General features: G+C 64.6%; 23 protein-coding genes and 1 pseudogene. 7 read left to right on the top strand and 17 right to left on the bottom strand.

Annotation, left to right across the window (positions count from 1 at the left end; all coding sequences use genetic code 11):
• Window positions 1–30: 30 nt before the first annotated feature.
• The 8 genes and pseudogenes from AWB67_RS14935 to AWB67_RS14900 all read right to left on the bottom strand — a co-directional run bounded on the left by AWB67_RS14935 (window position 31) and on the right by AWB67_RS14900 (window position 5,328).
• Window positions 31–738 (bottom strand): ABC transporter permease, encoded by a 708-nt coding sequence (locus AWB67_RS14935; protein ID WP_087657031.1) that lies wholly within the window; start codon window positions 736–738, stop codon window positions 31–33.
• Complete coding sequence (locus tag AWB67_RS14930; protein ID WP_087657030.1) at window positions 735–1,883, bottom strand: ABC transporter ATP-binding protein; 1,149 nt, start codon at window positions 1,881–1,883, stop codon at window positions 735–737. The genes AWB67_RS14935 and AWB67_RS14930 overlap by 4 nt, the downstream gene beginning before the upstream one ends.
• Window positions 1,880–2,605 (bottom strand): ABC transporter permease, encoded by a 726-nt coding sequence (locus AWB67_RS14925; protein ID WP_087657029.1) that lies wholly within the window; start codon window positions 2,603–2,605, stop codon window positions 1,880–1,882. Before AWB67_RS14925 ends, AWB67_RS14930 begins: the two co-directional genes overlap by 4 nt.
• A 289-nt stretch (window positions 2,606–2,894) precedes the next feature.
• Window positions 2,895–3,307: pseudogene (locus tag AWB67_RS14920) on the bottom strand (organic hydroperoxide resistance protein).
• Window positions 3,308–3,330: 23 nt separating this feature from the next.
• Window positions 3,331–3,615, bottom strand: a complete 285-nt coding sequence (locus tag AWB67_RS14915; protein ID WP_087657028.1) for a hypothetical protein — start codon at window positions 3,613–3,615, stop codon at window positions 3,331–3,333.
• 47 nt (window positions 3,616–3,662) lie between these two features.
• Window positions 3,663–3,893 (bottom strand): DUF4148 domain-containing protein, encoded by a 231-nt coding sequence (locus tag AWB67_RS14910; RefSeq protein ID WP_087657027.1) that lies wholly within the window; start codon window positions 3,891–3,893, stop codon window positions 3,663–3,665.
• Window positions 3,894–4,079: 186 nt separating this feature from the next.
• Window positions 4,080–4,610, bottom strand: a complete 531-nt coding sequence (locus AWB67_RS14905; RefSeq protein WP_087657026.1) for a thioredoxin family protein — start codon at window positions 4,608–4,610, stop codon at window positions 4,080–4,082.
• A 1-nt stretch (window position 4,611) separates the two neighbouring features.
• The gene (locus tag AWB67_RS14900) at window positions 4,612–5,328 is read right to left on the bottom strand and encodes a cytochrome c biogenesis CcdA family protein (protein ID WP_087657025.1); all 717 of its coding nucleotides are present in this window, start codon (window positions 5,326–5,328) and stop codon (window positions 4,612–4,614) included.
• Window positions 5,329–5,504: 176 nt separating this feature from the next.
• Here AWB67_RS14900 and AWB67_RS14895 point away from each other — a divergent pair, with 176 nt between their 5' ends.
• The 5 genes from AWB67_RS14895 (at window position 5,505) to AWB67_RS14880 (ending at window position 9,049) form a co-directional block, all read left to right on the top strand.
• Window positions 5,505–5,876 (top strand): GFA family protein, encoded by a 372-nt coding sequence (locus AWB67_RS14895; RefSeq protein WP_087657024.1) that lies wholly within the window; start codon window positions 5,505–5,507, stop codon window positions 5,874–5,876.
• On the top strand, window positions 5,873–5,995 hold the full coding sequence (locus AWB67_RS43000; protein WP_268808015.1) for a hypothetical protein: 123 nt from the start codon (window positions 5,873–5,875) through the stop codon (window positions 5,993–5,995). Before AWB67_RS14895 ends, AWB67_RS43000 begins: the two co-directional genes overlap by 4 nt.
• A gap of 6 nt (window positions 5,996–6,001) precedes the next feature.
• Window positions 6,002–6,742, top strand: a complete 741-nt coding sequence (locus AWB67_RS14890; protein ID WP_087657023.1) for a response regulator — start codon at window positions 6,002–6,004, stop codon at window positions 6,740–6,742.
• A complete protein-coding gene (locus AWB67_RS14885) occupies window positions 6,739–8,070 on the top strand; it encodes a sensor histidine kinase (RefSeq protein WP_087657022.1) in 1,332 nt (443 codons plus the stop codon). Before AWB67_RS14890 ends, AWB67_RS14885 begins: the two co-directional genes overlap by 4 nt.
• A 64-nt stretch (window positions 8,071–8,134) precedes the next feature.
• The gene (locus AWB67_RS14880; RefSeq protein WP_087657021.1) at window positions 8,135–9,049 is read left to right on the top strand and encodes a LysR family transcriptional regulator; all 915 of its coding nucleotides are present in this window, start codon (window positions 8,135–8,137) and stop codon (window positions 9,047–9,049) included.
• Window positions 9,050–9,052: 3 nt separating this feature from the next.
• Here AWB67_RS14880 and mdcH read toward each other — a convergent pair whose 3' ends face one another.
• The 9 genes from mdcH to mdcA form a co-directional block, all read right to left on the bottom strand.
• Window positions 9,053–9,979 carry a malonate decarboxylase subunit epsilon gene (mdcH, locus tag AWB67_RS14875; protein WP_087657020.1) on the bottom strand — a complete coding sequence of 309 codons (927 nt, stop codon included), beginning with the start codon at window positions 9,977–9,979 and terminating at the stop codon, window positions 9,053–9,055.
• Entirely contained in the window at window positions 9,976–10,632 is a 657-nt protein-coding gene (locus AWB67_RS14870; RefSeq protein ID WP_087657019.1) for a malonate decarboxylase holo-ACP synthase, read from the bottom strand. Before AWB67_RS14870 ends, mdcH begins: the two co-directional genes overlap by 4 nt.
• A gap of 4 nt (window positions 10,633–10,636) precedes the next feature.
• Window positions 10,637–11,404 carry a malonate transporter subunit MadM gene (gene madM / locus AWB67_RS14865; RefSeq protein WP_087657018.1) on the bottom strand — a complete coding sequence of 256 codons (768 nt, stop codon included), beginning with the start codon at window positions 11,402–11,404 and terminating at the stop codon, window positions 10,637–10,639.
• Window positions 11,405–11,418: 14 nt separating this feature from the next.
• The gene (gene madL, locus AWB67_RS14860) at window positions 11,419–11,814 is read right to left on the bottom strand and encodes a malonate transporter subunit MadL (RefSeq protein WP_087657017.1); all 396 of its coding nucleotides are present in this window, start codon (window positions 11,812–11,814) and stop codon (window positions 11,419–11,421) included.
• 112 nt (window positions 11,815–11,926) lie between these two features.
• Window positions 11,927–12,742 carry a biotin-independent malonate decarboxylase subunit gamma gene (gene mdcE / locus AWB67_RS14855; protein ID WP_087657016.1) on the bottom strand — a complete coding sequence of 272 codons (816 nt, stop codon included), beginning with the start codon at window positions 12,740–12,742 and terminating at the stop codon, window positions 11,927–11,929.
• The gene (locus AWB67_RS14850) at window positions 12,739–13,590 is read right to left on the bottom strand and encodes a biotin-independent malonate decarboxylase subunit beta (RefSeq protein ID WP_087657110.1); all 852 of its coding nucleotides are present in this window, start codon (window positions 13,588–13,590) and stop codon (window positions 12,739–12,741) included. The genes mdcE and AWB67_RS14850 overlap by 4 nt, the downstream gene beginning before the upstream one ends.
• Window positions 13,591–13,595: 5 nt before the next feature.
• Window positions 13,596–13,904 carry a malonate decarboxylase subunit delta gene (locus tag AWB67_RS14845; protein ID WP_087657015.1) on the bottom strand — a complete coding sequence of 103 codons (309 nt, stop codon included), beginning with the start codon at window positions 13,902–13,904 and terminating at the stop codon, window positions 13,596–13,598.
• An 8-nt stretch (window positions 13,905–13,912) separates the two neighbouring features.
• Complete coding sequence (locus tag AWB67_RS14840; RefSeq protein WP_087657014.1) at window positions 13,913–14,803, bottom strand: triphosphoribosyl-dephospho-CoA synthase; 891 nt, start codon at window positions 14,801–14,803, stop codon at window positions 13,913–13,915.
• The gene (mdcA, locus tag AWB67_RS14835; protein ID WP_087657013.1) at window positions 14,803–16,464 is read right to left on the bottom strand and encodes a malonate decarboxylase subunit alpha; all 1,662 of its coding nucleotides are present in this window, start codon (window positions 16,462–16,464) and stop codon (window positions 14,803–14,805) included. Before mdcA ends, AWB67_RS14840 begins: the two co-directional genes overlap by 1 nt.
• A gap of 385 nt (window positions 16,465–16,849) precedes the next feature.
• On the opposite strand from mdcA, the gene AWB67_RS14830 reads away from it, so the two are divergent.
• Both AWB67_RS14830 and AWB67_RS14825 read left to right on the top strand, forming a co-directional pair.
• The gene (locus AWB67_RS14830; RefSeq protein WP_087657012.1) at window positions 16,850–17,155 is read left to right on the top strand and encodes a DUF485 domain-containing protein; all 306 of its coding nucleotides are present in this window, start codon (window positions 16,850–16,852) and stop codon (window positions 17,153–17,155) included.
• A complete protein-coding gene (locus AWB67_RS14825; protein ID WP_087657011.1) occupies window positions 17,152–18,816 on the top strand; it encodes a cation acetate symporter in 1,665 nt (554 codons plus the stop codon). Before AWB67_RS14830 ends, AWB67_RS14825 begins: the two co-directional genes overlap by 4 nt.
• Window positions 18,817–18,824 lie beyond the last annotated feature (8 nt).

Here is an 18,824-nt window from a genome sequence, read left to right as displayed (position 1 = left end):
ATGTGCTCGTTATGAGGAGGTGATTGGAGATCAGCGTTTGGGCGTGATGCCGGGCGACACGAGGCGCGTCTGCATCTGGCCGACGATCGCATCGGTGCAGATCGCGAGCAGCGCCGTAGGAATGGCGCCCGCCAGCAACATGCCGAAGTCGTTCAGGTCTATGCCGGTGAAGATAAGTTCACCCAGCCCGCCGCCGCCGACGAGAAACGCGAGCGGTGCCGTGCCGACCGTGATCGCGAGCGCCGTGCGGATGCCGGCGAAGATCACGTAAAGCGCATTGGGCAACTCGACGCGCCAGAGGATCTGCATCGGCCGCATGCCCATGCCGGTCGCCGCTTCGATGAGCGGACGCGGCACTGCGCGCAGGCCTTCGTAAGTGTTGAGGGCGATGGGCAGCAGCGTCGCGACCCACAGCGCGAAGATCGACGGCACGCGTCCGATGCCGAGCACGCTCATGGCGAGCGCGAGCAGGGCGAGCTTCGGCACGGCCTGTCCGACGTTGAGCGTTTGCATCACGATGTTCGCGGCGTGCCGGTGCGACGCGCGGCTCAGATAGATGCCGACCGGCACCGCGACGAGAATTGCCAGGCCGCCTGCGATGGCGACCATCGTCATTTGCTGGATCGACTGATAGACGATGTCGCTGCGGTATTGCGCGATATTCGCGATCCAGTCCTCGGCGTGCGCTTCGTCGCAGGCGAGGGATAGCGCGGCGACGCTTCCGAGGGCGCGTTTCATGCTGCCTCCTTCACACCGGCGGCCACCGTTGCCGCTTCGTTCACGCGCAGCAATTCGACGATCCGTTCCTGGCTCACGTAGCCCGCGAAACGGCCGTCTTCGTCGATGGCGGGCAGGCGGGTTGAGCCGCTCGCGAACATCTGGGAGACCACCGTGCGCAAGTCGTCGCGGCAGTTGACCGTCGCCGAGGGCGCGGCAAGGCTTGCGTGCGCGGCAGCGAGCGTGCCTTCGATCGCGCGCAACTGTGCCACGCCGAGCGAGCCGAGCGGCTTGTCGGCGGCGTCGAGCAGGACGATGCGTTCGGTGTCCAGCGCGGCGAGCTTCGCCAGCGCCTGCGCGCTGCTCTCGCCGACGCGCACGGCCCAGGCGCTCGCATCGAGCGCATCACGCACGCATAGGAGGCGCAGGCGCTTCAACGCGCGGTCGCTGCCGACGAAGCCCGCGATGAACGGGCTCGCCGGCCGCGCGAGGATGTTGTCCGGCGTATCGAACTGTTCGATCACGCCGCCACGAAAAATCGCGATCTTGTCGGCCATCTTCACGGCTTCGTCGATATCGTGGCTCACGAAGATGATCGTCTTCTTCACCTGCTTCTGGATGCGCAGGAATTCGTCCTGGATCAGCTCACGATTGATCGGATCGATCGCGCCGAAAGGCTCGTCCATCAGCATCACGGGCGGATCGGTGGCAAGTGCGCGCGCCACGCCCACGCGCTGCTGCTGCCCGCCCGACAGGTCCTTCGGATAGCGCGACAGATAGATGGCCGGATCGAGCGCGACGATCTCCAGCAGTTCGGCGGCGCGGCGCTTCGCGCGCGCCTTGTCCCAGCCGAGCAGGCTCGGCACGACGCACATGTTTTCTTCGACCGTCATGTTCGGGAACAGGCCGATCTGCTGGATCACGTAGCCGATGCGGCGGCGCAGCTCGACGACGTCGAACTCGTCGGTGTCGCGGCCTTCGAGCCAGATCTTGCCGCTGGTCGGCTGGATCAGCCGGTTGATCATCTTGAGCGTCGTCGTCTTGCCACAGCCCGAGGGCCCGAGCAGCACGCAGATCTCGCCCGCGCCGACTTCCATGTTGATCCCGTTGACGACCGGGGCGCTCGCGCCGTCATAGCGCTTGGTGACGTTGGAGAGTTTGATCATGATTGTTGCGCGTGCCGAGTGGATTTGCGAAAGCCAGTGAGGGCGCCAAGACGCAGAGCGAAACTGCGCGACGGTGTGCGAAGGCCTTTGGGCGTGAGACGGCGCTGGACCCAGCCGAGGCCGATGTCCGCCGCGATGGCGAGGACGCTCACGATGATCGCGCCCGCGATGAGCTGGCGTGGGTCCGACTGCGAGATGCCGCGGCTGATCAGCTTGCCCAGACCGCCCGCGCCGATGTAGGCCGCGATTGCCGCGATGCCGACGTTGATCACCACCGCCATGCGCACGCCGGCCATGATGATCGGCAGCGCGATCGGGATCTCGACTTTCCAGAGCCGTTCGCGCGTGGTCATCCCCATGCCGAGCGCGGCTTCGCGCAACGCGGGATCGATGTTCGTGATCGCCGTGTAGGTGTTGCGCACGATCGGCAGTTGCGAATAGAGAAAGAGGGCGATGACCGTCGGCAGGAAGCCGATTCCCTGACCGATCACCGAGAGCAGCGGGATCATTAGGCCGAAGAGCGCGACCGACGGAATCGTCATGAGAATGGCCGCGATGTACAGCACGACTTTGGCGAGACGCGGGTTGGCCGTGATGACGATGCCGAGCGGCACGCCGGTTACGATCGCCAGCCCGACGCCGACGGTGACGATCTCGATGTGCTGCAGCGTCAACTGGGCGATCGGACCCAGGTTCGCGATGATGAAGGCTAGGGTTTCCAATTTGTCTCCTGGCCCTGGCGGGCGCTCGTTTTGTGATCTTGTTTTTGTGCTTCTAAGATAGCGCCGCGCATGCTGAAACCGCTGATCCGCAATCGTCGTTATCTGTCACAAAAGCGACGTCGTGAGGCCGCTTCAGGGTTTGTATCTATGTCTGGAGAGGGATTGGGAGGGGATCGGAGGACGTTGATGCTGTTCTGAAGGCGACATTCAAGCCTGCGCGTAGCCCTGAAAAGCGAACGGCCGGCCTCAAAATGAGGCCGGCCGTTTTGTAGCAATCGCAGCGTCGAAGTCACACCACGTTGATCACCACATCAATGTTGCCGCGCGTCGCTTTCGAATACGGGCAAGTCTCGTGCGCGGCGTGCGCTAGTGCCTCGGCGACCTCGCGCGTAACACCCGGCAGGCTCACGTTCAGCCGTGCTTGCAGGAAATAACCGCCATCGGTCGTGCCCAGATCGATTTCGGCGTCGACGGCGGTATCGGCGGGAAGCGCGACTTTCAGCTTCGCCGCCGCCAGCCCCATCGCGCCGATGAAACACGCCGACCAGCCGGCCGCGAGCATCTGCTCGGGATTCGTGCCGTCGCCTTTGCCGGGCGTCGAGAGCTTCACGTCGAGACGGCCGTCGGCACTGCGCGATGCGCCTTCGCGACGCCCGTCGTGTGCGTCTTGCCGGTGTACAGCACTTTTTCGATTCGGGTCATCAATGAACTCCTTGCCGGTTGGTTTAGTGATGCGCGAATGTCGCGCGGATATCGTTCGTGAAGCGCACGCCCGACTCCGACGTCGCATCGGACATGCCGCCGAACGACTGCGTGCCAGCGTCGGAAGAAGCGCGAAGGTCAGCGTGTCCGATGCCAATCGTCTGACTGCTCGGGCCGCGTTGCGACGCGGGTGCGCCCGCCGACGGGTCGTAGTGCGCCGCGGGGCCGTAGCCGCTGCTGGCGAAGGCGGAGCCGGCGGCGGCAGCCGTGGTGGCGATGAGAGCGGCGGCGATGAAATGCTTGATCATGATGAACCTCGAATGAGTTTGAATGTGTCCGGATGGCGCGCGGCGACTTAGCTTCCGCGATACAGGTTTTGCAGGCCCGCGATCTGGCCGTTCATCTGCGCCTGCACCAGTTCATGGCGCACGTCGGCGCGCGTCTTCGGCGCGTAGCCAGCGCGATTGGCGTTGGCCTGCTGCGTTTGCACGGCGACCGCTTGATCGGCATTCGAGGTCGTTGCGGCATTAGCGAAGCCGGACACGGCGAAAGCGGCAAAGGCCAAAGCGGCGAGGGTGGTTTTCATGGTGCTTCTCCTAAACGATTAGTGGATATGTGACGCCCGGATTTCATCGACTGCGCTGCAACTGCTTGTCATCCGTCGTTGATGTATTAAAACGCGCTGACGTATCTGGCTTGTGTAGTAAAACGGGGGTTTTGCAATGTTGTGTATCGGCGAAGCGGTGGATACATTGCGATACAAAACCCCGTCCTACTTTTGCGCCAGCAGGTTTTTGATCGCCGCCTCGGTCTGCGCGTAATCGCCCTCGCCGAAGTGCGTGTAGACGACCTGTCCCTTCTTGTCGATCAGATAGAACGCGGGCCAGTACTGGTTGTCGTAGGCGCTCCACGTCGCGTAGCGGTTGTCCTGCGCGACCGGATACGTGATGCCGAAGCGCTTGATCGCGGTCTTGACGTTGCCGGTGTCGCGCTCGAATGGATACTCGGGCGTATGCACGCCGACCACTACCAGACCCTGGTCCTTGTACTTCTGGTCCCAGCTTTTCACGTAAGGCAGCGTGTTGATGCAGTTGATGCACGTGTAGGTCCAGAAGTCGACGAGCACCACCTTGCCGCGCAACTGCTGCAAGGTCAGCGGCTCGCTGTTGAGCCACTTGTCGATGCCGGTGAATTCCGGCGCGGGTGCGCTCGTCTTGAGCGGGCCTGCGTGTGCGGCGGTGCCGGCTACGGCGGCTGCGGCGACGAGGGCGGCGGCAGCGACGGTCTTGAGTCGGGAGAGCATGTCAAAGTCCTTTGAGGGCAGGGAAGAAAGAGGCAATCCAGGCGTAAGCCAGGACGTCGTATTGCAGGTAGATGGCGAGCGCGGTCAGCATCACCAGAACGCCGAATACCTGCTGAATGCGATGGGCGTGACGGGCCAGGAGCCGTACGCGTTGAGTCATGAACTGCCCGCCGTAGATGATCGCGAGCATCGGAATGGCGGCGCCGATCGCGTACAAGGCGAGCAGCAGCCCCGACCACTGGGCGTCCTGCGCCTTCACGACCAGGACTAGAATTGAAGCGAGCACGGGTCCGGCGCACGGCGTCCAGACCGCGCCGAGCGACATCCCGAGCACGAAGCCGCCCGCGTTGCCGCTGCCGGTGGTGGCCGGCGTGAGCGAAGCCGGCCAAAGGCGTTGCAGCGGCTCCTGAAGGCGCGCGACGGCCCAGTCGTAAGGACGCGGCCACACGCGCAAGAAGCCGGACAGTGCGAGCAGCACGATCGCGGAATTGCGCAGCGCCTGCTGCGCGACGTGCACCGAGCTGGAGACGGCGCCGAGCAGCATCGCAAACGACGCAAAGGTCAGGATGAAGCCCGCGATAATGAAGAGCGGCCGCACGCGATCCGGACGATCGACCGATGTGCCGAGCAGGATCGGCATGATCGGAAGAATGCAGGGCGATGCGATCGTGAGGAGACCCGCCGCAAAGGCGAGCGGTGTTTCGATGAGGTTGTGCACGATGACCCTCCGGTGGTGGGCATGGCTGTATTTGAAGGCCCGCTCGTATCCGGGATGTGTCGGAAAAGGGGCTTTCGTGCAATGTTGTGTGTCCCGTACGGCGCGAGATACATTGCGATACAAAGCGCCGCGCGATAGGCGCTATAACGCAGACATCGCTTAACGAGGAGAGCCGTATGAACGCCGGATTGCTGAAGGGGTCCTGTCACTGCGGGCGCGTCACTTTCGAAGTGCGCACACCTGTCGAGCCCGCGATGCGCTGCAACTGCAGCCTGTGTCGCCGCAAGGGCGCGCTGATGTCGCCGCCGTTCGCCGCGAGCGAACTGAAGATTTTGAGCGGCGAGGATTCGCTCACGCTGTATCAGTTCAACACGCGCGTCGCAAAGCACTACTTCTGCAAGCACTGCGGCATCTATCCGTTTCACCAGACGCGTTCGAACCCGCTGCTCTGGCGCGTGAACCTCGGCTGTATCGAAGGCGTGGATCCGTATGCGCTCGAAGCCTCTATCGGCGATGGCGCCAGTTCTTCCGTGGTGGAGGACGCATGAGACGCTTCCTGTCGATCGTCGCGTTCCTCGCGGGCGGAATCGCGGCGGAACTGGCGCATCCGGTTCAGTGTCTGCTCACTACGCCGAGCCGGGTGCAAGTCAAACGCAGAAGGGCATGATCCCGAATGGAAACCACTGACCACGTTCTGATCGTCGATGACGATCGAGGCATTCGCGAGTTGCTCGCCACCTATCTCGAGAAGAACGGCATGCGCGTGTCGCTCGCCGCGAACGGCCGGCAGATGCGCGCCGCGCTCGAACAGGCCGTGCCCGATCTGATCGTGCTCGACCTCATGATGCCCGGCGAAGACGGCCTCGTGCTGTGTCGCGAACTGCGCGCCGGCAGGTTCCGCGCGGTGCCGGTTCTGATGCTCACGGCGCGCAGCGAGGAGGCGGATCGCATCGTCGGGCTGGAGATGGGCGCCGATGATTACCTCGCCAAGCCGTTTGCCGTGCGCGAGCTGCTGGCGCGCATCCGCGCGGTGCTGCGTCGCGTGCGCATGCTGCCGCCCGGCATGGAAGTGACCGAATCGGCCCAGATACTGGGCTTCGGCGACTGGAGGCTCGACACCACCGCGCGCCATCTGCTCGACGCCGAAGGCACGATGGTCGCGCTTTCGGGCGCGGAGTACCGGCTGCTGCGCGTCTTCCTCGATCATCCGCAGCGCGTGCTGACGCGCGACCAGTTGCTCAATCTGACGCAAGGCCGTCAGGCCGATCAGTTCGACCGCTCGATCGACCTGCTCGTGAGCCGCCTGCGCCAGCGTCTGCGGGATGTCGCGCGCGAGCCGCGCTACATCAAGACGCTGCGCAGCGAAGGCTACGTGTTCTCCGCCGAGGTCGTGCCGAAGGAAGGCCTGCGATGAACCTGCACTCGCTGCTCCACTGGCCACGCACGCTGTTCGCGAGGCTAGCGCTGATCCTGTTCGTCGGCCTCGCGCTTGCGCAGACGATGTCGTTCTGGCTCACGATGACCGAGCGCGACCAGACGATGACCAACGTGATGATGGGATACATCGAGCGCGAGGTCGCGAGCTCGGTCGCGCTGCTCGATCACCTGCCGCCAGCCGAGCGCGCCGAGTGGCTGCCCCGGCTCGCGCGGCGCAGCTACAGCTTCATGCTCGAACCGGGCGAGAGCGGCGGCCCGCCCGATGCGCAGCTTTCGGCGCGGGTGGCCGAATCGATCGCGGACGGCATCGGCAAGCGCTATCCGCTGACCGTGAACGCGATCCCCGGCGACGCCGAGCGCCTGCAAGTCCACCTGCGCTTGTCCGACGGCTCGCCGCTGACGATCGACATGCGGCCGATGTCGGGTGCGCCGCTTTCGCGCTGGCTGCCGCTCGTGCTCGTGCTGCAACTGGTGGTGCTCGCCGCGTGCTGCTGGCTCGCGGTGCGGCTCGCCACGCGGCCGCTCAAGCAGCTCGCGCTCGCCGCCGATACGCTCGGCCCCGACCTCAAGGCCGACCGTCTGCCCGAAGACGGACCGGACGAAGTGGCACGCGCCGCGCGGGCATTCAACGCGATGCAGGACCGCGTCGCAACTTACATGACCGAGCGCATGCAGATTCTCGCGGCAATCTCGCACGACTTGCAGACGCCGATCACGCGCATGCGCCTGCGCGTCGACGTGATGGACGACAGCGCGCAGGGTAGCAAGCTGCAGCAGGATTTGCAGGAGATGGAAACGCTCGTGAAGGAAGGCGTGACGTACGCGCGCACGATGCATGGCGCCACCGAAGTGCCTTGCCGCATCGATCCGGACGCTCTCTTCGACAGCCTCGTCCTCGATTACATCGATGCGGGCAAGACGGTGTCGCTGGAAGGCCGCCTCGATGCGCCGCTCGTGACGCGGCCGCAGGCGCTGCGGCGGATCGTCGGCAATCTGACCGATAACGCGCTGAAGTTTGGCGGCGAGGCCGAGATCAGGCTCGCCAGGCTGGAAGGGCGCGAGGTGATGATCTCCGTGCTCGATCGCGGTCCGGGCATCCCGGCCGAATCGCTTGAGGCGGTGTTCGAGCCGTTCTATCGACTGGAAGGATCGCGCAACCGTCACACCGGCGGCACGGGTCTGGGCCTCGCAATCGCGCGTCAGCTCACGCTCGCGATGAACGCCACGCTCACGCTGCACAACCGGCAAGGCGGCGGACTGGAAGCGCGGCTCGTGATGAAGGACCTCGACCCGAACGGGGGTTAACGCTATTTTGTCCCGTTCGGCCGCGAGCCGATAATGGCCGGTTTCAACCTTTGCATGGAACGAAATGCGCGACCGTATCGACGAGGAGATCACCTTTCGCAAGCTGGAAGTCCTGCTCGCATTCATGGAGACGGGCAACCTCTCGAAGGCGGCCGAGGCGCTGAACGTGAGCACCGTCAGTGTGCATCGGGCGTTGCATTCGCTCGAACAGGGCGTGCGCTGCGCGCTCTTCCGGCATGAAGGCCGCAACCTCAAGTCGACGGAAGCGGCGCAGATGCTCGCCGACGTCGCGCAGGAAGTGATCACGCTGATGTCCGACGGCATCCGCGCGACGCGCGAGGCGGCGGGCTATTCGTCGGACCGGCTGAAGATCGGCTCGCTCTATTCGCTGACGATCCAGACGGTGCCCGGCATCGTCGTGGATATCAAGGTGCGGCGACCGACGCTGCAGGTCGAACTCGCGCTCGGCTCGAACGCCGAACTGCTCGACAAGCTCAAGCAAGGCGCCATCGATGCCGCGCTGATGGCCTTGCCCGACGCCGATCCCGAAGTCGAATCGATTCCGCTCTTCGAAGACGACATTTTTTTCGCGGCGCCTGCCGGCTCGCCGTATGCGAAGCAGGAAGCCATCGACTTGCAGGATTGCCGCGACGAAACCTTCGTCTCGCTCGGCGACGGCTTCGTCACGTATCGCGGATTTATCGAAGCGTTTCGCGTCGCGGATTTCACGCCGAAGGTCACCATGCGCGTCGGCGATATCTTTTCGCTGATGAATCTGGTGAGCGGTGGTGTCGGCTATACGCTATTGCCGGGCCGCGTGCGCGGTGTGTTCGGCGATAAGGTGCAACTCATCCCGCTCAAGCCGCAATACCTGATGCGGCAGACGATCGGGGTCAGCTTCCTGCGCGCCCGCGAGCGCGATCCGAATCTGCTTGCGTTGATGGCCGTCTGCCGGTTGCGCACGCGAAGCACCGGCTGACGTTCAAGTCGAGCGTGCGCGTTCCCGCTCGATCAAAGCGCCGAGGTCCGGCAGCGCCGTCTCGCTGCAACTTACCGCGATGCCTTCGTTGAAGGTCGCGCTCGTCAGGCGGGTCAGCACGTTGGCGGGTGGCATCTCGATCGCGAGGCGCGCGTCACGTTCCCACGCGAGCCGCATCGTGTCGTGCCAGCGCACTTGATGCGCCATGTTGCTTGCGAGATCGGTCGCGAGGCGCGCGCCATCGAAAACCGGCCGCGCGATGCTGCTGCTCAGATACACGATGCGCGGCCTTTTCATGACGACGTTTTTGAATGCATCGGCGAGCGCGGCGGCGGGTGCGTCGAGCAACGCGCAATGCGAGGGAACGGCGACGTCGAGACGCTCGCAGCGTTGCGCGCCTTGCTCGATTGCGAGCGTGGAGAGGCGTTGCATCGCGGCATCGCTGCCCGCGACGACCATCTGCGTTTCCGCATTGATGTTCGCGAGGAAAACATCGCTGTTCACCTGCGCGATCAGCCGTTCGATCGCCCGCTGCGTCATGCCGATGATCGCCGTCATGCCGTAGCCGCTCGGATACGCGGTTTCCATCAACTGGCCGCGCAATTCGACGAGCTTCACAGCATCGGCGTAGTCGAGGGCGCCTGCGATCACGGCGGCCGGATACGCGCCGATCGACAATCCCGCGACCATGTCGGGTTCGTGGCCGTGGGCGCGCAGCACGCGAGCCTCTGCGACGCCAGCGATCAGCAGGCACAGCTGCACCGCGACGGTGGAGCGGAGCGTGGCGGCATCGTCGAGCGAGCGGGCGTCGTAGCCCAGCGCGTCGCTGGCTTCTCCGAGTGTGCGCGTAGTTTCGGCGTGAGCGGGCAGCGCGTGCAGCATGCCCGCGCGTTGCGCGCCCTGGCCGGGGAAAGTGAAGAGGACGCTCATGATGCGTCGGTGCCCCACGGATCGGATACGAGCACGGGGCCGTGCGCCGTCTTGAGCAGCACGCGATCGGCTAAACCCGCCCACTCCGCGAGAGCGAAGCCACCGTGGCCCGTGTCGATCTGCATGTCGATGCGCGCGGGGGACGCTTGCAGCAACGCGAGAAGCGAGCGGGCTTCATCGCGCGGAAAGGGCTTCGGTGAACGCAGCAGTAGATCGAGATCGCTGTCCTGTCGCAACGTGCTGACGCCGCTCGCCAGCGCAAAGCCGACGCTGCCAGTGATGCCCCACGTCAAGCGAAGCCGATCGAGTTCGGGCGCGATGCGGCTCAGTGCTTGCACGCAGGGCACGTCCGCAAGTGCTGCATTCGTGTGCCACGCGCGGCCCTCGGCAAGCGCCTCGGGCGTGACGCGACGAACGATGCGTTCATGCGAAACGTAAGCCGCAAATCGCTCGCTGCGCGCCCGTCCGCGCAATCCGACCGGTACGACGGCAACTTCGCTAACCGCTTCGCGCCGCACGACTACCGGCGCTTGCAAGAGCCATTCGCGCGAAGCCCACGACGGCAATTCCGCTATCGAACGGATGTCGTCAGGCCCTGAGACCCACAAAAGATCATGCGGGCGAAGCGGTTCGTCGAACGTGGACACGAGCATGTTTTCAAGCGCCCATCAGCGCCTTGGTGGCAAAGAACAGCAGCGACGGCCCGAGCAGGCAGCCGACGCCCGTATGGAACGTCGCGATCAGCGCACCGTAGGGCACGAGCCGGCGATCGGTTGCGGCGAGTCCCGCGCTCACGCCGCTCACGGTGCCCGCCAGTCCGCCGAAGATCATCGCGGAGCGTGGCGTCTTCAGTCCCATGAAGCCGGCCGCGAGCGGCGTGCCGATCATCACGATGATCGCCTTGATGAGGCCCGTCGCGATGCTGAGCGCGATCACGTCCGAGCTCGCGCCGATCGCCGCGCCCGTCACCGGTCCCACGATATACGTGACCGCACCTGCGCCGATGGTCGTCATGCTGACGGCATCGGTATAGCCGAACGCATGCGCGATGCTCGCGCCGACGATGAACGGCAGCACGGTCCCGAGCAGGAGCGACACCACGCCGATGAGGCCGGCTTTGCGCGCCTCGGTGGCCTGCACTTCGAACGCGGTCGCGACGATCGCGAAGTCGCGCAGCATCGCGCCGCCCATCAGGCCGATGCCGGTAAAGAGCGGCAGATCGGCGATGCCCTTTTGCCCGCCGGTGAATGCGCCGCCGATGTAGGCGAGCACGAGGCCGATCACGATCGCGATCGCCGAGCCGTGCACGCGGCCGAAGGTCAGCTTGCGCGAAATCAGCGACGACGCCCACATGATGAGGCCCACGAGGAAAAACGCGGTGACGAGGCCGTTCTGGATCAAAATCTTGTCGAGCATATGCAGCATGACGGTCTCCTGCTTCAGATTTCTTCGAGGTGCGGGGCGTTCACGAACGACGTGCTGTCGTGACCGGTGCGGGAAAGGACGGCGATGCAGCCCGCGCAGATTGCTGCGGCGCCGAGGGCTGAGAGCAGCGCGACGGGGCCGCCCTTGAGCGCGGCGACGACGTTCTGGTTGGCCGCCATCGCGACGACGACGGGAATGTACATCGCGCCCCAGAAGCCGACGCCGGCTTCGGTTTCCTTCGGCAGGAGGCCTCGCTTGTGAAGATAAAGACGCAGGAAAATCAGGAGCAGCATCGCGATGCCGACGCCGCCGACGTTCGTTTTCACGCCGATGGCGACGCCGAGCAAGTCGCCGAGAAAGAGGCCTGCGAGATGGCAGAACGCTAGCAGGGCGGTTCCGTAGATGATCATTTCATGTCTCCGTTGTCGACCAGAGTCAGCGCTTTAGCGCTTACTCTGGTCCCATGCAACTTGTTGCAAGATGGATTTAGCGGCTTCTGACGAGCCGGTATTTAAAAAAGAATTAGCGCCATTGCTCCCGTAACTTTCTACGCACTGTCGCGGAGGCCGCACGATGCTCGCTGCCGAGCCGGCTTTCCAAACCGCGCGAAGGATCATTGCGGATATCGTCGTAAGCGGCCTGCAGCGCGTCCTCGACGGTAGTCTGGTCCGCGCTGCTGGGCGCATCGGCGTTGCCTACGCTCAACAGCTTCCACAGCAGCCCGAGCGACGCGTAGTTGTCGATGTCGTAGGCCATCGGCGGGACGCGCGCCGTGAACGCTTCGAGATCGGCGACCGAGCGCAGCGTCACCCGCGCCGCCGATTCCTTGCCCATGGCGTGGACCATGACCTTCGGATCGGCAAGCGCGATCAATCGGTTAGCCTGATAACCATGCGCGAGAAACGCCCCCGACATCGCCCGCCCGACGATCAGCCCGATCACCGGATGACCCGCGAGCCGCGCGCTGGCGTAGGCATCGGCGGCACCGGCGAGCGCCTGGTGGATGCCGTACGCTTCCTCGCGGCGTCCGTATGCTTGACTCGCCACATCGATCACCGCGACGATCGCGCGCTTCTCATCTCGCTTGCTGTCCGCATCGACCACTTCACGCACCGCGCGCGCCACTTCCCATCCTTCGATGAGACCGACCTCGCCGCTCCGTGCGCGCGGATACGGGTTCTCCGGGTCGGGCACCACGGCGATGAAGCGCGCGGGATGGTCGCCGAGCCGCGCATCGGCGACCCGCACCGACGGCGGATAGCCGTCCTGCAGCGGCGCGCTGTAAGTGAGCGCGTCGAGCCAGACTGCGCCGCGCTTCGAAAGCTCTTGTGTGCTCATGACTGAAACCCCTTGCCGTAGATGGCGGCCGCCTGTTCGGGCGTGGCCTGCACGCCTGGATCGACCTCGGAAAGCCGCGTCAGGAAACCCGCGACGCGTTCGCTGCGGCATGCCTCGGGCCGCCCCGCGCGAAACAAATCGATGACGGCCGCACGGATCGCGTCGGCGTCGTCAGCGACGTAGTCATCGACGAGTCCCGTGCGATGCCGCTGCTCGCAGCCGGTGAAGCTCCAGATCATCGGACGGTCGCGTGAATCGAATTCGGCGATGCCCGCTTCCTGTTCGATGACAGCCGGGCCGTTGAGGCCGAGGCGCGCTTCGCGGGTGCCGATCAGGTAGCTGCACAGGCCTGCTGCGATCGACATGCCGCCGTAGCAGCCGATCGGACCAGCCGTGATGCCGATCACCGGCTGATAGCGCCGCAAGTCGACGATGCCCGCGTGAATCTCCGCGATCGCCGCGAGTCCGAGATTCGCTTCCTGCAAGCGCACGCCGCCCGTTTCGAAGAGGATGACGGCGCGCGTCGGGATGCCGTTGCGGTTGTCCTCGGCGGCGAGTTCGAGGCTGCCCGCGATCTTCGCCGCCGACACCTCGCCCATGCTGCCGCCCTGGAATCCGCCGTCGATACCGAGCACGACGGCGGGCTGCCCGTCGATGGTGCCCTTCGCGACCACCATGCCGTCGTCGGCTTGCGTCACGATGCCCTGGCGCATGAGCCACGGCGATGTGATGCGCTGGAACGGATCGAGCAGTTCGCTGTACGTGTCTGCGTCCAGCAGCTTTTTCGCGCGGCTGCGGGCATCGAGTTCGATGAAGCTCTGGCGTTCGAGCAGTTGCTGTGTGTCCATGATCTTCACGCTCCGCCGGTCGATTTGAGTTGTTCGAAGACCTGCCCGATGCGCATCTGCACGACGCCCGGCGTCGCGCCCGAGTCGTTGATTTCGAGCTTCGCGGCGGGCAGCGACCCGTCGCCGAAGATGCGTTCGAGCACGGCCTGCCAGAGGCGGCCCTTGCCGTCGACGGAGGTCGTGACGCTCACGACGGTGCGGTTCGCCGCGTTCGCTTCGAGCAGCACTTCGAGGTCTCCCGAAGCGACGACGCCCACGAGCGCGCGGCCTTGTGCGGGCTGTCCCGCCGGGAATTCGAGGACGATGGTTTCCATGTGTGTTCCTATGCGTTCGACTGATGATTGGCTTCGCTGTGAAGCCGGTCGAGAAAGAGGGCTGCGGCGAGCAGGTCGGCGGCGCCACCGGGCGAGACGTGCAGTTCGACGAGACGCCGGTCCAGGGCCTTCAATTCGCGGCGCCCCGCGAGCGCTGCCGCGCCGCCCTGTTCCAGCACGCGCCGTGCTCCGTGCTGCATTTCGGCGAGCGCGTTCGGTCCGCCGCGCGCGAGCACGCAGGTGTCGTCGAGCGTCGCCATTACGGCGAGCAATGCGTTGAGGCGCGCGGCCGTTTCGCTGTCTCCACGCGAGCGCGAACGCACGAGTTCCGGCAGCGCGATATCCACGACATGCGGAAAGCCTGCTTGCGCTTGTCCTCGCGCGCCGCCGACGTTGTAGTCGAGGCACGCCTGCTCGCCCTTGTTGCCGGTGATCGCCGGCGCGTGGCGATCCTGCACGCGAGCGATCGATCCAGCGCGTGCCGCGACGGCTTGCGGCGCCAGATCCAAAGGTTCGCGTGCCGCTGCAGTCACGAGCAACCCGAGCGCCCAGATCGCGCCGCGATGCGTATTCACCCCGCCGGTCGCGTCGAGCATGCGTGCTTCACCTATGCGTCCCATCGCGCCGATATGTTCGCGCAGCGCGAGCAGCGGCTCAATTTCGATGCCCGCACGCGCCATCTCGACGAACGTCGGCTGCAACGCAAGCGCGGATACGCACATCAGCTTCCAGTCGAGATCGTGATGCGCGCCGCGGCTGCGGATATCGACGAGGCCGGGCTTCGGCGCGAGCGTCACTTCGTCGATCAGCGCTTCCACCACATGCGCGCCGAAAAGGTCCGCTAAGTCCGGTGCGCGGCGCAGCGACCGCGCTGCGTTCAGTGCGAGGTTCTCGCGCATTACCAGCTCCGAAAGCGTGCGGGCGGCTCGTACAGCCCGTCCGACCAGTCGACGATATCGGCCATGCTCTTCGCGGCGAGCAGCGACCGGCTCGCTTCGCTGCGATGGATGCCGAGGTCCTCCGGCAGCGCGACGAAGCCGTCGCGGCGCAGCGCGGCGAGCTTGCTCGCGTCGCTCTTCAGCCCGATCGGCGTAACGCCCGCGACAGCCGCGATCATCTCCTTGCGATGTTCGAGTGAGCGCGCCTTGTAGAGATACGCGATGCCTTCCTCGGTCAGCACGTGCGTGACGTCGTCGCCGTAGATCATCACGGGCGCGAGCGGCATGCCGGATTCGCGGCCGACATCGACAGCGTCGATCGATTCGACGATCGTCGGCTGGCCGCCCGCCTGGAACGTCTCGACCATCTGCACGACGAGCTTGCGGCCGCGTTCGAGCGGGCTGCTCGTTTGAAGCAGGTCGAGCCATGCGGGCGTCGCGTGACGACGGCCGTGCGGATCGTGGCCCATGTTCGGCGCGCCGCCGAAGCCGGTAAGCCGTCCGTGCGTGACAGTAGACGAGTTGCCTTCGCCATCCATTTGCAGCGTCGAGCCGATGAACATGTCCACCGCGTATTGCCCCGCGAGCTGGCACATCGTGCGATTGGAGCGCATGGAGCCGTCGCGGCCGGTGAAGAAGATGTCGGGCCGCGCGGCGACATACGCTTCCATGCCGAGCTCGCCGCCGAAGCAATGCACGCTCTCGACCCAGCCGGTTTCGATCGCGGGGATCAGCGTCGGATGCGGGTTGAGCGTCCAGTGGCGGCAGATCTTGCCCTTGAGGCCGAGCTTCTCGCCATACGTCGGCAGGATCAGTTCGATCGCGGCCGTGTTGAAGCCGATGCCGTGATTGAGCGACTGAACCTGATGCTTCTCGTAGATACCGCGAATCGCCATCATCGCCATTAGCACCTGGATCGGCGTGATGAGGCGCGGATCGCGCGTGAAGAGCGGCTCGATGAAGAACGGCTTGTCGGCCTGCACGACGAAATCGACCCACGAGCCGGGGATATCGACGCGCGGCAGGTCCTTCGGATCATCGACGATCTCGTTGACCTGCGCGATCACGATGCCGTCGCGAAACGCGGCGGCTTCGATGAGCGAGGGCGAATCTTCGGTGCTCGGGCCCATGTAGAGATTGCCCGCGCGATCGGCCTTGTACCCCGCGCAGAGCACGACGTTCGGCGTGAGATCGACGTAGAGCCGCGCATAGAGCTCGATGTAGGTATGGATCGCGCCGATCTCGAGGATGCCGTCCTGCAGGAACTGCGAAATGCGCAGGCTTTGCGCGCCTGCATACGCGAAGTCGAGCTTTCGCGCGATGCCGCGTTCGAAGAGATCGAGATGCTCGGCGCGGCTCACGCTCGGAATGATGAGATGCAGGTCGTGGACGACTTCCGGATCGACCTTCGCGAGCGAACGCGACAGAAAATCCGCCTGCTTCTGGTTGTTGCCTTCGACGACCACGCGGTCACCCGTGGCGACGAGCGCCTGCAGGACATCGACGATGCGCTCGGTGGGCAGTACCATGCCATCGGCGATCGATGCAACGCGCGCAAGCCGGCGATGTTTTTCCGCACGGCGCGTGGCCCAGCGGGACGGGGTCTGACTTTGACTTGACATAGGGACTCTCGCTCAGGACATGAGGCAAGTCTAGGGAGCGCGAGCGTGCGGTTCAATGACGGTCGGGACGCGACTGTTATCACGAGAGTAACGATCGAAGAAACGAACGGTCGAACGGAGAGAGGTTTTCCCTTCTGGAATAGGCTTCGGCGGCGCGGCTCATGGAAAACCCGCGCACGCGTAAACCCCGGTCAAATGAAAGGCTCCGCGTAAGATGCAGGTAAGCGGACATGCTTAACGTAGCGACATGCACCGCTGAGAGTTATCTGTTCCAGCGCGGCAAAAACTGCTGCAAGGGATCTTCCGAAGAGACGGCGCCCGCAACCCGCGCCCGAAAGTCTTCCGGGCAGCGTATGACAATGAAAGAGTCACGGCAGGAGACAAAATGGAAGAAGACCTCGTCCGCAAGATCAAGTCGAACCCGCGCTATCACGAACTCGTGAACAAGCGCTCGAAGCTCGGATGGACGCTGACCGCGGCCGTCCTAGTCGTGTACTACGGATACGTTCTCTTGATCGCCTTCGACAAGGAACTGCTCGCGAAGAAGCTCGGCAGCGGCGTCATGACGCTCGGCATTCCGCTCGGGCTCTTCGTCATCGTGTTCACGGTGGTCATCACGGGCCTCTATGTGCGTCACGCCAACAATACATACGACGATCTGACCGACAAGATAAAGCGGGAGGCCGCATGAAAGTGCTTCATCACGTGATTGCGGGCGCGCTGCTGACGCTGTCGGCGGGTGCGATGGCCGCGGGCGGAGACCTCGGCCAGGCCGTCAAGCAGCCGACGAACTGGACGGCGATCGGCATGTTCGTCGTATTCGTCATCGGTACGCTTTTCATCACCAAGTGGGCAGCGGCCAAGACCAAGTCCGCCGCCGAGTTCTACACGGCAGGCGGCGGTATCACGGGCTTCCAGAACGGCCTCGCGATCGCGGGCGACTTCATGTCGGCGGCGTCGTTTCTCGGCATCTCGGCAGCGGTCTACGCGAACGGCTACGACGGCCTCATCTACTCGATCGGCTTTCTCGTCGGCTGGCCGATCATCACGTTCCTGATGGCGGAGCGCCTGCGCAACCTCGGCCGCTTCACGTTCGCCGACGTCGCTGCGTACCGTTTCAAGCAGACGCCGATTCGCGCGTTCGCCGCATCGGGCACGCTCGTAGTCGTCGCGTTCTACCTGATCGCGCAGATGGTCGGCGCTGGGCAGCTCATCAAGCTGCTGTTCGGGCTCGAATACTGGATCGCGGTCGTGATCGTGGGCGCGCTGATGATGGTGTACGTGCTCTTCGGGGGCATGACGGCGACCACCTGGGTGCAGATCATCAAGGCCTGCCTGCTGCTCGCGGGTGCGACGTTCATGGCGTTCATGGTGCTCGCGCAGTTCCACTTCAGCCCCGAGGCGCTGTTCGCCAAGGCGGTCGAAGTCCATGACAAGAAAGATTCGATCATGGCGCCGGGCAACTTCATCAAGGACCCGATCTCGGCGATCTCGTTCGGCATCGCGCTGATGTTCGGCACGGCTGGCCTCCCGCACATCCTGATGCGCTTCTTCACGGTGCCCAACGCGAAGGAAGCGCGCAAGTCGGTGTTCTGGGCGACGACTTGGATCGGCTACTTCTACATCCTGACCTTCATCATCGGCTTCGGCGCGATCGTGCTGGTCGGTACGAACCCGATCTTCAAGGACGCCGGCGGCAAGCAACTGCTCGGCGGCGCGAACATGGCGGCCGTGCATCTTGCGAGCGCGGTGGGCGGCAACGTGTTCCTCGGCTTCATTTCGGCCGTGGCGTTCGCGACGATTCTCGCGGTCGTCGCTGGTCTGACGCTGGCGGGGGCATCGGCGGTTTCGCACGATCTGTATGCCACCGTGTTCAAGAAGGGCAACGCGACTAGCTCTAGCGAATTGCGTGTCTCGCGTGTGACGACGGTCGTGCTTGGCATCGTCGCGGTGGTGCTCGGCATCGTGTTCGAGAAGCAGAACATCGCGTTCATGGTGTCGCTGGCTTTTGCCGTCGCCGCGTCGGCCAACTTCCCGGTGCTGTTCATGTCAGTGTTGTGGAGCGGCTGCACGACGCGAGGCGCTGCGCTCGGCGGCTTCATGGGGCTCTTGTGCGCGGTGGTGCTGACGGTGCTCTCGAAGGCGGTATGGGTCGACGTGTTCCATTACGCCAGCGCGCCGTTCCCGTACGCATCGCCTGCGCTCTTCTCGATGGCGGCCGGGTTCTTCGGGATCTGGTTCTTCTCCGTGACCGACAAGTCGGAACGCGCACGCATCGACAAGGCCGGCTTCGAAGCACAGACGGTTCGCTCGGAGACGGGCATCGGCGCGGTGGAGTCAGCGAGTCACTAAACGCTCCC

This window comes from Caballeronia terrestris (genome assembly GCF_001544515.1).
GTDB lineage: Bacteria > Pseudomonadota > Gammaproteobacteria > Burkholderiales > Burkholderiaceae > Caballeronia > Caballeronia terrestris.
This window is presented reverse-complemented; position numbering and strand designations above follow the sequence as displayed.

Bases quoted from the DNA above. Each gene is read 5' to 3' on its own strand.
- AWB67_RS14880 (WP_087657021.1), top strand. From the start codon at position 8,135: ATGCGCGACCGTATCGACGAGGAGATCACCTTTCGCAAGCTGGAAGTC.
- madM (WP_087657018.1), bottom strand. From the start codon at position 11,404: ATGCTGCATATGCTCGACAAGATTTTGATCCAGAACGGCCTCGTCACC.
- mdcH (WP_087657020.1), bottom strand. From the start codon at position 9,979: ATGAGCGTCCTCTTCACTTTCCCCGGCCAGGGCGCGCAACGCGCGGGC.
- AWB67_RS14895 (WP_087657024.1), top strand. From the start codon at position 5,505: ATGAACGCCGGATTGCTGAAGGGGTCCTGTCACTGCGGGCGCGTCACT.
- mdcE (WP_087657016.1), bottom strand. From the start codon at position 12,742: ATGAGCACACAAGAGCTTTCGAAGCGCGGCGCAGTCTGGCTCGACGCG.
- AWB67_RS14840 (WP_087657014.1), bottom strand. From the start codon at position 14,803: ATGCGCGAGAACCTCGCACTGAACGCAGCGCGGTCGCTGCGCCGCGCA.
- AWB67_RS14930 (WP_087657030.1), bottom strand. From the start codon at position 1,883: ATGATCAAACTCTCCAACGTCACCAAGCGCTATGACGGCGCGAGCGCC.
- AWB67_RS14935 (WP_087657031.1), bottom strand. From the start codon at position 738: ATGAAACGCGCCCTCGGAAGCGTCGCCGCGCTATCCCTCGCCTGCGAC.
- AWB67_RS14915 (WP_087657028.1), bottom strand. From the start codon at position 3,615: ATGATCAAGCATTTCATCGCCGCCGCTCTCATCGCCACCACGGCTGCC.
- AWB67_RS14850 (WP_087657110.1), bottom strand. From the start codon at position 13,590: ATGGACACACAGCAACTGCTCGAACGCCAGAGCTTCATCGAACTCGAT.
- madL (WP_087657017.1), bottom strand. From the start codon at position 11,814: ATGATCATCTACGGAACCGCCCTGCTAGCGTTCTGCCATCTCGCAGGC.
- AWB67_RS14845 (WP_087657015.1), bottom strand. From the start codon at position 13,904: ATGGAAACCATCGTCCTCGAATTCCCGGCGGGACAGCCCGCACAAGGC.
- mdcA (WP_087657013.1), bottom strand. From the start codon at position 16,464: ATGTCAAGTCAAAGTCAGACCCCGTCCCGCTGGGCCACGCGCCGTGCG.
- AWB67_RS14870 (WP_087657019.1), bottom strand. From the start codon at position 10,632: ATGCTCGTGTCCACGTTCGACGAACCGCTTCGCCCGCATGATCTTTTG.
- AWB67_RS14830 (WP_087657012.1), top strand. From the start codon at position 16,850: ATGGAAGAAGACCTCGTCCGCAAGATCAAGTCGAACCCGCGCTATCAC.
- AWB67_RS14890 (WP_087657023.1), top strand. From the start codon at position 6,002: ATGGAAACCACTGACCACGTTCTGATCGTCGATGACGATCGAGGCATT.
- AWB67_RS14885 (WP_087657022.1), top strand. From the start codon at position 6,739: ATGAACCTGCACTCGCTGCTCCACTGGCCACGCACGCTGTTCGCGAGG.
- AWB67_RS14825 (WP_087657011.1), top strand. From the start codon at position 17,152: ATGAAAGTGCTTCATCACGTGATTGCGGGCGCGCTGCTGACGCTGTCG.
- AWB67_RS14910 (WP_087657027.1), bottom strand. From the start codon at position 3,893: ATGAAAACCACCCTCGCCGCTTTGGCCTTTGCCGCTTTCGCCGTGTCC.
- AWB67_RS43000 (WP_268808015.1), top strand. From the start codon at position 5,873: ATGAGACGCTTCCTGTCGATCGTCGCGTTCCTCGCGGGCGGAATCGCG.
- AWB67_RS14905 (WP_087657026.1), bottom strand. From the start codon at position 4,610: ATGCTCTCCCGACTCAAGACCGTCGCTGCCGCCGCCCTCGTCGCCGCA.